Here is a 10,137-nt window from a genome sequence, read left to right on the forward strand (position 1 = left end):
TAAGTTTACACACACCAGAAACACCTTTAACTATTAATATGGTTAATTCAGATTTTATTAATGCTTTTAAAAACCCTTTTTGGCTCATTAATACTGCACGAGGAAAAAGTGTCATTACTAAAGACTTAGTTGAGGCTCTAAAAACTGATAAAATTCTTGGAGCAGGTTTAGATGTGCTTGAATATGAAAAATCATCTTTCGAAAATTTATTTGCTTCAGAAATACCAGAAGCATTTCAATATCTTATTAAAGCTCAAAATGTAATTTTATCGCCTCATGTTGCTGGATGGACTAAAGAAAGTAAAGTAAAATTAGCACAAACTATTGTCGATAAAATTAAATCAGAATTTTGCTAAATTTAGTTCGTAAATAAATTTTAAAAATATCTGTATGACATTAGGAGCATTTTCAGTGAGTTTGAATGTAAAGGACATTCATATTTCAAAAACATTTTATGAAACATTAGGCTTTTCAATTTTTGCTGGCGACATTGAACGTAACTATTTAATAATGAAAAATGGAGACTCAATAATCGGACTTTTTCAAGGCATGTTTGAAAACAATATTTTAACTTTTAATCCTGGTTGGAATCAAAATGCTGAAACTTTAGAATCTTACGATGATGTGAGAGATATTCAAAAACATTTGAAATCGAATGCAGTAAAACTAGAAAAAGAAATAGATAACAGTGTTTCTGGGCCTGCAAGTATCGTTTTTTTTGATCCTGATGGCAATACTATTTTGATTGATCAACATGTGTAATTGATTTCTAACTTAGAATACAAAAAAGTATTATGTGGTAGAAATCTAAGTAGCAATCTTTACAGTATAAAAACTATAAACCTCAATAAAAATAAGGTCTAGTTAAGCAATCACAACATTTATTATGTTTGCAACCGTAATGATTATCGAATTTATCATATCTTTAATTTCAGCAATAATTTTACAACGTAAATAACGCAATCATTATGACATCAAAAGCAACAACTCCTGAAGAATATATTAGTCAATTACCAGAAGAAAGGATAGCGGCTATAACAAAACTTAATAACCTTATTATAAAGCATATGCCGAAAGGCTTAGAAGCTGGCATGAGCTATGGTATGTTAGCCTATTATATTCCAAAATCTATTTACCCAGCAGGATATCATTGCAAACCTTTTCCTCCTTTGCCGTTTATTAATTTAGCGTCACAGAAAAATTTTATAGCGCTCTATCATTCTGGGATGTATGCTAAAAAAGAGCTATACGACTGGTTTGTTTCAGAATATCCTAAACATTGTAAGTACAAATTAGACATGGGGAAAAGTTGTGTTCGCTTTAAAAAAATAGACGATATTCCATATGATTTAATTGAACAACTTTTAGGAAAGATGTCTGTTGAAGAATGGATTGACATCTATGAAACGGCTTTAAATAAAAAATAAAATGAAGAACAGAGTCACAGGAATTGGAGGTTTATTTTTTAAAAGTGAAGATCCAAAAGCATCAAAAGATTGGTACAAAAAACATCTAGGTTTTAATACAGATGATTACGGTTGTACGTTTTGGTGGAAAGATAAAGAAGGGAACGATTGTTCAACACAATGGAGTCCGTTTCCAGAAGACACTAAATACTACGAACCTTCAAAAAAGGAATTTATGTTTAATTATCGTGTTGAAAATTTACATGAATTAATTAAAGTATTAAAAGACGAAGGCGTAACCGTTGTTGGAGACATAGAAGAATATGAGTACGGTAAATTCGGCTGGATCCTTGACAATGAAGGCAATAAAATTGAATTATGGGAGCCTATAGATAAAGCGTTTTTGTAACAATTGCTTTCGATTAAAGACTAATATCTTGAACAATTTTATTAATTTTATAACTTAACCATTTAAAAACCATAATTCTATGTCTGATGATAACAAAAATTTAGGTGATGATCTTAACGACATGTTAGGAGACGCTAAAGAAGGTGCAAAAAAAGCAGCCGATAAAGCGAGTGAATTTGCTGGAGAAGCGAAAGAAAAAGCGAGCGACTTTGCAGAAGATGCAAAAGAAACAGCTTCCGAATTTGCAGATAGCGCAAAAGAAGCCTTTAGTAGTGCTACAGGTGACAATAAAAAAGTTTTAGCTGGAATTTTAGGAATTCTTTTAGGTTGGGCTGGTGTTCACAAATTTGTATTAGGCTACAGCAAAGAAGGTGCTATTATGTTAGTGTCATCTATTGTACTTTATTTTGTTACTTGTGGAATTGGAACTCTAGTAGTTAGTATTATCGGACTAGTTGAAGGAATTATATATTTAACTAAATCTGATGAAGAGTTTTATAACACATATCAAGTAGGTAAAAAACCTTGGTTCTAAATAAAATTTAAAGACCAGAAGATTCGTTTTCTGGTCTTTTATTTATTTTCATTATCGTAATATTGCAATATTACGATAATGTTTGTATCTTTGTATTATAATCTTAGTATCATGGGAGTTACCAAACGGTTTATTTATACAAATCATATTAATGACATCGCAAGTTTTTCTAAAGTGTTTGCACATCCTGCACGTGTTGCAATAGTAAAATATATTAGTGAACAAGACGGTTGCATTTGTAACGATTTAGTTGATGAAATTGGCCTATCCCAAGCAACGATTTCTCAGCATTTAAAAGTTATTGCAAGTGAAGGGTTATTAAAAGGAACCTTTGAAGGCAAAAAAAAATCCTACTGTCTGAATAAAGAACGATTTGAAGAATTACAAACACTACTATCCGCTTTTTTTAATAAAACTAAATCTAATTGTTGCTAATAAATAATAACATCGTAAAAACAATACATATGAAAACTCAAGATTTTTTCAATATCCTAGAAACTCATCAAGACAAAACACTTCAATTTGAATATACACCTAATAATTTTGTCAGTGCAAATTATCACATCACAGAAGTAAAGCATATATCCGTTGATTCTGTTGATTGCGGAAGTCAGTCTGATCAATGGAATGAAACTATTGTACAACTATGGGAAAGTCCGACAGAAGTTTTTAAAACAAAACACATGTCGGTTTTAAAAGCTTTAGGAATTTTAAACAAAGTTGGTCAAATGAAGGCCTATGATATGGCTTCGGAATTAAAATTTGAATACAGCAATACAACATTTCATACAGCCCAACTTTTTGTGAATGATTTCGTGATACAGGATAATAATTTAATATTTAAGTTAGCCGTAGAAAAAACAGCTTGTAAAGCTGAGGAATTGTGTGGTGTTCCTAAGACTATGGTTGCAGAAAATCAAGAATCTAGTTGTACTCCAGATGGTGGATGTTGCTAATTTGAACTTATTAAAATCATGGAAATACTATTTTATTTATCATCTGCCTTCCTAATTTTATTTATGCTGTTAGCAACCTATGATGGGTTTTACCTTCATATATGGAAATACGAACTGTTTAATAAAAAAGAAAGTGCCTTTGAACATAAAACACATACTATTAGGGCTATTTTGTTTCCTTTAACTATTTGGTTTTTATTTATTGACACAGAAAATTCATTAAGTTTTTATATTGGACTAAGCTTGGTGATTATTGATCTTTTTACACTTGGACTTGATGCTTATGCAGAAGACGATAGTCGGCAATTCATGAATGGCTTACCTAAATGGGAATATATAATTCATTTGTTTTCTAACAGTTTTCATTTTGCTGCAATTGTTCTTATTATTGGAGCGCGATTAACTATTAATGATGGTGTTTTAGGCTTAACAACTAGCTTACCAATTAGCTTTGCAAAAGACATTCTACAGATTATTGCAGTAAATATCATTCCTGGTAGCATTGTATTAGCTTTAATTCATTTAATTTTAATACACCCTAAAGGAAGATCCTTGTGGAACTATAATCGTTTGAAAATTAAATGCTGCTAATTTTAAAAACAACGTAAATGTTATTAAAACCTATTTCTGATGTAATACAGTCTTTAGATATCAACACTATACCGACTGAAAGAAAACAAACTCTTAAGCCTCTAATTAATTATCTGAAGGAAAAAAACAAAACTAATGAAGCTATCAGATTAAACTTTATTTGCACTCATAATTCACGCAGAAGTCATATATCACAAATTTGGGCTCAAACTTTGGCTGCTTATTACAAAATAGATAAAGTTTCAACTTATTCTGGAGGAACTGAGGCAACAGCTATGTTTCCAAAAGTTGGAGAAACCATAATTAATCAAGGTTTTAAAGTTGTAAAATTATCTGAAGGTAAAAATCCAATTTATAGCATAAAATATTCAGAAAATGAACCTGCAATTATAGCGTTTTCAAAACAATATGGTGATGAATTTAATCCCTCTTCAAAATTTGCTGCAATAATGACTTGTTCTTCTGCAGACGAAGGATGTCCTATGGTTTTTGGGTGTGACAAACGAATCGCAATTACTTACGAAGACCCAAAACAATCTGATGGAACACCACATCAAACGGAAACCTACAAAAACAGAAGTTTACAAATAGCTACTGAAATGAAATATGTGTTTTCTAGTTTAAACTAAGGTTTATTCCTGTGCTGGTAAAATGTAATCAAATGGCAGTAAATCACCAACACGTTGATCTCCCATATCACCTCCAAACAGAATAGCTAATGGTGAAAAATTACCGTAAGGATCAATAATAAAGTCTCCAACTCTTGACATCATTGAGGATTGTCGTTTTCTTTTATATAATATATTCAGCGGTTTTAGCAATCTTACATTTATATAATCAGGTTTATCTGTAACAGATCTAAGAAAAATGTAATTACTCGGTTTAACTTTAAATCCACTACTATAAATTTCAAAATCTTCATCTTCAATTCTATCTTTTGACAAAGCTCTCATAAAATGTAAAATTGAACCTTGGTATGCATTCTCTCTTTTTTCTAAAGTTGATTTATCCTTCTTATTAGCAAAAGATTCATAAAACGTAGTTCCAGTATATCCTACTTGATTAACATGAAAACGGTTCTCTTGAATGTTTATATATGAATATTGTATTGAAAAAGATCGAATCTCAAAATGAACGATATACTTTAAACTTTCATTTCTTATTATAATTGGTGTTTTTGCTGAAGCACTAAGTTCCTTGCTAATTTTGTTATATCGTAAAATAAGATCGTCTTCATTTAAAATAGTACACGATTCTGATAATTCTGAAAAGCCTAAAAACTGCTGTCGAAACTGCTCTAATTTAATTGCTCGAGGCATTCCATCATTAGTTGAAATTACAACCTCATCAAGTGAATCAATCGATTCTATTAATAATATTTTATAATACTCTTTAGAATTATAAGTTTCTAATAATACTCTTTCGTATCCCAAAAAAGAAATTACTAAAGCAGAGGTGACCCCTTCTTTTTGTTCAATTTCGAAGATTCCTTTATCGTTAGTAGAAGTCCCGATAGATGTGTTATCAAAATATATTGATGCGCTTTCAATAGGTTCATTAGTATTAGCATCTAGTACAATACCTTTTATACTTTGACCGCAAACAATTATTGAGTTTAAAATAAAAAGGAAAGGAATATAGGTTTTAACGGTCTTCATTATTACCAGTTGAAAATTTACGTTCCAACTCTGCTTGGAATTCTTCCATTACAGGTTTTACAGTACTTTCAGGTAAATCAGCGATTTTGATGTACATTAATCCATCAACAGAATTATTGAATAACGGATCAACATTAAATGCAACTAATCTTGCATTTTGTTTGATATATTTCTTCAAAAGAACGGGTAAACGCAAAGCTCCTGGTTCTACCTCATCAATAATTTTATCAAATTTATTTAAATCGGCTTCTGTTTCATCAAAAACAAAATCCTTATCAGCATCTTTTAATTTTACCTTAAACTCTTTTTTAGGATGTACATATTGGGCAACATAAGGATCGTAGTAATGTGATTTCATAAATTCTATCATCAACGATTTAGAAAAATTAGAAAACTGATTACTTATACTTACGCCTCCAATAAGGTATTTATGTTCTGGATAACGTAACGTCGTATGCACAATTCCTTTCCATAGTAAAAATAAAGGCATTGGTTTTTGTTGATATTCTTTAATGATGAACGCGCGTCCCATTTCAATAGACTGACTCATCATTTTATACAACTCAGGCTCAAAACGAAACAAATCTTGAAGGTAAAACCCATCAATACCATATTTAGCAAAAATCTTTGAGCCTAATCCCATTCGATAAGCCCCAGCTAAACGATTAGCATCGGTATCCCATAAAAACATATGATGGTAATAGGTGTCAAAACCATCAAGATCAATAGCTTCATTTGTGCCTTCACCAATAGCCCTAAAGGTGATTTCACGTAGTCTCCCAATTTCTCTTAAAATATTCGGAATCTGTTTTGCACTACTTAAATAGACTTCATAATTTTTACTTTGAAGCAATCTACAATCGTTTTTACGAAGTACTTCAACTTCTGAAATCATTACATCTTGACTTACTGATCCTACAATTCGTTTTGGAGATTTAGCTGGTGTTTTTAAAGTATTAGATAAGTTATCTAATATTTTAGGCTTGTCTTCAAAAGCGTTAGATAAAATATAGGTTTTGCGTCTTAAAAACTCTGAAAAACTTGCAAGACTTTCATGCTCTTTTTGATCGTTTACCGAAATCGGACGACCAATTCTTACCTTAATAATTCTATGTTTTTGAGTTAACAATTCAGAGGGAAGTTTTGCTGTTCTGAAAGTGTCACTAATTTTTGAAAGTTTATAAAACAATTTACTATTCTTAGCATGGAAATAAATTGGCACAACAGGCACTTCTGCCTTTTGAATCAATTTCATAGCAGCTTCTTCCCAAGGCTTATCAACAACAAGTTTACCATCTCTATAAGTTGATACTTCTCCAGCAGGGAAAATCCCTAAGGGGTGTCCATCACGTAAATGAAGAATTGCATTTTTAAAACCTGCAATGCTCGACTTCACATCCTTTCTGTCTTCAAAAGGATTCACAGGCATGATGTAAGGTTTTAATGGTTCAATTCTATGTAATAAGAAATTAGCAATAATTTTAAAATCTTTACGCTGTTCAATCATCAACTTTAATAACAAAATACCGTCAATTCCTCCTAACGGATGATTAGACACAGTGATATAAGCACCATCTTTTGGTAATCGTTTTAGGTCTTCTTCAGGGATTTCAAATTTAATTTGAAAATCGTCTAAAATAGCATCTAAAAATGCACCATCACTTAAGTGTTTATTACGTTTATATATTTTATTAAGTGTTGATATTTTGAGCACTTTCATTAATAACCAGCCAACAAAAGTGCCTATAAAACCATACTTATCTACATTGATAGCTTTGGCGACTTCTTTTGCAGTAACTAATCCTATTTCTGCTGGTTTACTCATGAGTGTAAATGTACTAAATGTTATTTAGTTACGATTTGAATTGTTTCTTGTGTTAATTGTTTTAATAACAAGGTTTTATCTTTTTCTACAGATGTAATTGCTTGTTCATTATAATGTCTTACAGTATAAAGACTCACATTTTCGTGACATGTTACTTTAAATTTTGCTTTTAAATGCTGAAGCAATTTCTCAAGATTACCATATGTGTTTTCAAAACACACTGAAAAACTAATTGCAGAATTCTGTATGACATCAACTTTCATTTTATAATAATGTAATAACTTAAAAATCTCACTTATATTTTCTTCAACGATATAACTAAAATCTAAAGATGATAAGGACACTAAAACTTGATTCTTCTTTACGATGTAACAAGGTATGTTAGGTTCAATCCCAATACCTTTACTAACTTTAGTGCCTGCATCTTTTGGATTTAAAAACGATTTTACTACTAATGGTATTTCTTTTTGTTGCAAAGGCTGTAGTGTTTTAGGATGAATCACTGAAGCTCCATAAAACGCCAACTCAATAGCTTCTTTATATGAAATGCTATTTAATAATTGTGAATTTTCAAAATAACGAGGATCTGCATTAAGAACACCAGGTACATCTTTCCAAATAGTAACCCTTTCGGCATTTAGGCAATACGCAAAAATGGCTGCTGTATAATCACTTCCTTCACGACCTAATGTAGTTGTAAAATTATGTGCATCACTACCTAAAAACCCTTGAGTAATTTGTAATCTATTCCTATCAAAATTGCTCTTTATAGCCTTTTGAGTTTCTTCCCAATTTACATTAGCACGTCTGTAGTAACTGTCTGTTTTAATACAATTTCTAACATCCAACCAATTGTTTTGAATACCAACAGTATTTAAGTATTCACTAATAATAGCTGTTGAAATTAACTCTCCAAAACCTATAGTTTGATCGTAAACAAAATTATAATCTGGTGATTTATTACGATTCAAAAAATGGTCTAATTCATCAAAAACAGATGCTATTTTTTTAAATATTGAATGCTGAGTAGTTTCGAAAAGGTCTAATAAAATTTCATTATGATATTTTTTAACCTCTTGAATTGAGCTTTGAAGTTCGCCTTTGTTTTCAAAATAATTTTTAATAACCAATTCAATAGCATTGGTTGTTTTCCCCATTGCAGAAACCACAACTAAAGTGTTTTCAAAACCAACTTGCTTTAAGACTGAAGCCAGATTTTTAACACCACTAGCATCTTTAACCGAAGCACCACCAAATTTGAATACTTGCATACTATAGTTTAGATAAATAATTTTTAATTCCTTCCTCGTTTAACTGAACAACATTCCATTCTCTCATAATATTTGCTCCTTTTTTTTCATAAAATGAAATTGCAGGCGCATTCCAATCTAAAACTTCCCAACTCACACGTTTGACACCTATTGCTTTAGCATATGTAACAACACTATCCAAAAGAGCAGTTCCTAAACCACATCCTCTTTTTGCTTGACTTACAATTAAATCTTCGAGATGTAAAACGAGTCCAGTCCATGTTGAAAAACGTTTATAGACTAAAGCCATCCCTTCAATTTGACCATCTACTTCAGCAACAAAACAATGAAATTGTGGATGCTCTCCAAAACCAAAAACTTTTAAGTCGTCGGAAGTGATTTTAACAGCATCAGGTTCTTTTTCAAAAATTGCTAATTCAGTAATCAAATCAAGAATTCTTGGCATATCATTTTTAACCGCATCTCTAATGCTAAAATTCATGATAATTAATTTCAGTAAAGATAGTTTAAAAGTTAAGTTTAATAAAACATTAAAAGCACCACGAAAACGTTGTAGTTTACTAAAAAATACGATATTTGTAAAAACTAATCATTCAGAATAAATGTCTCAAAAAAATCAAACGCTTGGTGAATTTATCATCGAAAACCAATCGTCATTTAAATACACTTCAGGTGAATTATCTAGACTTATAAATTCAATCCGATTGGCGGCTAAAGTCGTTAATCATGAAGTAAATAAAGCAGGTTTAGTAGATATAATAGGCACAGCTGGAGACACCAATATTCAAGGTGAAGATCAGCAAAAACTGGATGTTTATGCTAATGATAAGTTTATTCAAACCATGACTAAGCGTAATATAGTTTGTGGTATTGCGAGTGAGGAAGAAGATGATTTTATCTCGATAAACAGCCAAGATGAAAATCATCAAAATAAATATGTGGTTTTAATTGATCCGCTAGATGGTTCTTCTAATATTGATGTTAATGTATCTGTTGGAACTATTTTTTCTATTTATAGACGTGTTACTCCTGTTGGAACTCCTGTAACTATTGAGGATTTTCTTCAAAAAGGCAATCAACAAGTTGCTGCTGGTTATGTTGTATACGGAACATCAACCATGTTAGTATATACAACTGGTGATGGTGTTAACGGATTTACTTTAAATCCAGCAATAGGATCGTTTTATTTATCGCATCCGGATATGGAATTCCCTGAAGATGGACAAATTTATTCTGTAAATGAAGGGAACTATACTCACTTTCCTCAAGGCATTAAAAATTATATTAAATACTGCCAAGAAGAAGAAGGTAACAGACCTTATAAAAGTAGATATATTGGATCTTTAGTGTCTGATTTTCACAGAAACATGATAAAAGGTGGTATTTACATGTATCCAAAAAGTTCTCTCAATTCAAATGGTAAATTACGCTTACTTTACGAATGTAATCCTATGGCTTTTTTAGCAGAACAAGCTAATGGTAAAGC

At 31.0% G+C, this 10,137-nt stretch carries 14 protein-coding genes; 10 read left to right on the top strand and 4 right to left on the bottom strand.

What is annotated here, in order from left to right; all coding sequences use genetic code 11:
* The 9 genes from AB8B90_RS10960 to AB8B90_RS11000 all read left to right on the top strand — a co-directional run.
* The coding region (locus AB8B90_RS10960; RefSeq protein WP_405336798.1) for an NAD(P)-dependent oxidoreductase at positions 1-356 on the top strand (356 nt) is incomplete at its 5' end.
* Between the two features lie 34 nt (positions 357-390).
* Positions 391-762: a VOC family protein gene (locus tag AB8B90_RS10965; protein ID WP_405336800.1), complete on the top strand. Its 372-nt coding sequence runs from the start codon at positions 391-393 to the stop codon at positions 760-762.
* A 206-nt stretch (positions 763-968) separates the two neighbouring features.
* A complete protein-coding gene (locus AB8B90_RS10970; protein ID WP_405336802.1) occupies positions 969-1,427 on the top strand; it encodes a DUF1801 domain-containing protein in 459 nt (152 codons plus the stop codon).
* A 1-nt stretch (position 1,428) separates the two neighbouring features.
* Positions 1,429-1,815, top strand: coding sequence for a VOC family protein (locus AB8B90_RS10975; protein WP_405336804.1), 387 nt, complete (start codon positions 1,429-1,431; stop codon positions 1,813-1,815).
* A 79-nt stretch (positions 1,816-1,894) separates the two neighbouring features.
* Positions 1,895-2,350, top strand: a complete 456-nt coding sequence (locus AB8B90_RS10980) for an NINE protein (RefSeq protein WP_405336806.1) — start codon at positions 1,895-1,897, stop codon at positions 2,348-2,350.
* A gap of 111 nt (positions 2,351-2,461) precedes the next feature.
* Positions 2,462-2,785, top strand: a complete 324-nt coding sequence (locus AB8B90_RS10985) for an ArsR/SmtB family transcription factor (protein WP_405336808.1) — start codon at positions 2,462-2,464, stop codon at positions 2,783-2,785.
* Positions 2,786-2,814: 29 nt separating this feature from the next.
* Positions 2,815-3,306 carry a DUF6428 family protein gene (locus AB8B90_RS10990; RefSeq protein ID WP_405336810.1) on the top strand — a complete coding sequence of 164 codons (492 nt, stop codon included), beginning with the start codon at positions 2,815-2,817 and terminating at the stop codon, positions 3,304-3,306.
* A gap of 18 nt (positions 3,307-3,324) precedes the next feature.
* Entirely contained in the window at positions 3,325-3,897 is a 573-nt protein-coding gene (locus tag AB8B90_RS10995) for a hypothetical protein (RefSeq protein WP_405336812.1), read from the top strand.
* A 17-nt stretch (positions 3,898-3,914) separates the two neighbouring features.
* On the top strand, positions 3,915-4,526 hold the full coding sequence (locus AB8B90_RS11000; protein WP_405336814.1) for a low molecular weight phosphatase family protein: 612 nt from the start codon (positions 3,915-3,917) through the stop codon (positions 4,524-4,526).
* A 3-nt stretch (positions 4,527-4,529) separates the two neighbouring features.
* Here the strand turns inward: AB8B90_RS11000 and AB8B90_RS11005 are convergent, their stop codons facing one another.
* Genes AB8B90_RS11005 through AB8B90_RS11020 form a run of 4 tightly spaced genes read right to left on the bottom strand, consistent with a single transcriptional unit; the run spans position 4,530 to position 9,132 of the window.
* Positions 4,530-5,555, bottom strand: coding sequence for a carboxypeptidase-like regulatory domain-containing protein (locus AB8B90_RS11005; protein WP_405336816.1), 1,026 nt, complete (start codon positions 5,553-5,555; stop codon positions 4,530-4,532).
* Positions 5,542-7,380: a GNAT family N-acyltransferase gene (locus tag AB8B90_RS11010; protein WP_405336818.1), complete on the bottom strand. Its 1,839-nt coding sequence runs from the start codon at positions 7,378-7,380 to the stop codon at positions 5,542-5,544. Before AB8B90_RS11010 ends, AB8B90_RS11005 begins: the two co-directional genes overlap by 14 nt.
* A 20-nt stretch (positions 7,381-7,400) precedes the next feature.
* On the bottom strand, positions 7,401-8,651 hold the full coding sequence (locus AB8B90_RS11015) for an aspartate kinase (RefSeq protein WP_405336820.1): 1,251 nt from the start codon (positions 8,649-8,651) through the stop codon (positions 7,401-7,403).
* A 1-nt stretch (position 8,652) separates the two neighbouring features.
* On the bottom strand, positions 8,653-9,132 hold the full coding sequence (locus AB8B90_RS11020) for a GNAT family N-acetyltransferase (RefSeq protein WP_405336822.1): 480 nt from the start codon (positions 9,130-9,132) through the stop codon (positions 8,653-8,655).
* Between the two features lie 121 nt (positions 9,133-9,253).
* Here AB8B90_RS11020 and fbp point away from each other — a divergent pair.
* The coding region (fbp, locus tag AB8B90_RS11025) for a class 1 fructose-bisphosphatase (RefSeq protein WP_405336824.1) at positions 9,254-10,137 on the top strand (884 nt) is incomplete at its 3' end.

The organism is Psychroserpens sp., from assembly GCF_045105015.1.
Lineage (GTDB): Bacteria > Bacteroidota > Bacteroidia > Flavobacteriales > Flavobacteriaceae > Psychroserpens.

What these genes read in the sequence shown, in the direction of transcription:
- AB8B90_RS11020 (WP_405336822.1), bottom strand. Translation starts at nt 9,132, where the DNA reads ATGAATTTTAGCATTAGAGATGCGGTTAAAAATGATATGCCAAGAATT.
- AB8B90_RS11010 (WP_405336818.1), bottom strand. Translation starts at nt 7,380, where the DNA reads ATGAGTAAACCAGCAGAAATAGGATTAGTTACTGCAAAAGAAGTCGCC.
- AB8B90_RS11005 (WP_405336816.1), bottom strand. Translation starts at nt 5,555, where the DNA reads ATGAAGACCGTTAAAACCTATATTCCTTTCCTTTTTATTTTAAACTCA.
- AB8B90_RS10995 (WP_405336812.1), top strand. Translation starts at nt 3,325, where the DNA reads ATGGAAATACTATTTTATTTATCATCTGCCTTCCTAATTTTATTTATG.
- AB8B90_RS10985 (WP_405336808.1), top strand. Translation starts at nt 2,462, where the DNA reads ATGGGAGTTACCAAACGGTTTATTTATACAAATCATATTAATGACATC.
- AB8B90_RS10990 (WP_405336810.1), top strand. Translation starts at nt 2,815, where the DNA reads ATGAAAACTCAAGATTTTTTCAATATCCTAGAAACTCATCAAGACAAA.
- AB8B90_RS11015 (WP_405336820.1), bottom strand. Translation starts at nt 8,651, where the DNA reads ATGCAAGTATTCAAATTTGGTGGTGCTTCGGTTAAAGATGCTAGTGGT.
- AB8B90_RS10970 (WP_405336802.1), top strand. Translation starts at nt 969, where the DNA reads ATGACATCAAAAGCAACAACTCCTGAAGAATATATTAGTCAATTACCA.
- AB8B90_RS10980 (WP_405336806.1), top strand. Translation starts at nt 1,895, where the DNA reads ATGTCTGATGATAACAAAAATTTAGGTGATGATCTTAACGACATGTTA.
- AB8B90_RS10965 (WP_405336800.1), top strand. Translation starts at nt 391, where the DNA reads ATGACATTAGGAGCATTTTCAGTGAGTTTGAATGTAAAGGACATTCAT.
- AB8B90_RS11000 (WP_405336814.1), top strand. Translation starts at nt 3,915, where the DNA reads ATGTTATTAAAACCTATTTCTGATGTAATACAGTCTTTAGATATCAAC.
- AB8B90_RS10975 (WP_405336804.1), top strand. Translation starts at nt 1,429, where the DNA reads ATGAAGAACAGAGTCACAGGAATTGGAGGTTTATTTTTTAAAAGTGAA.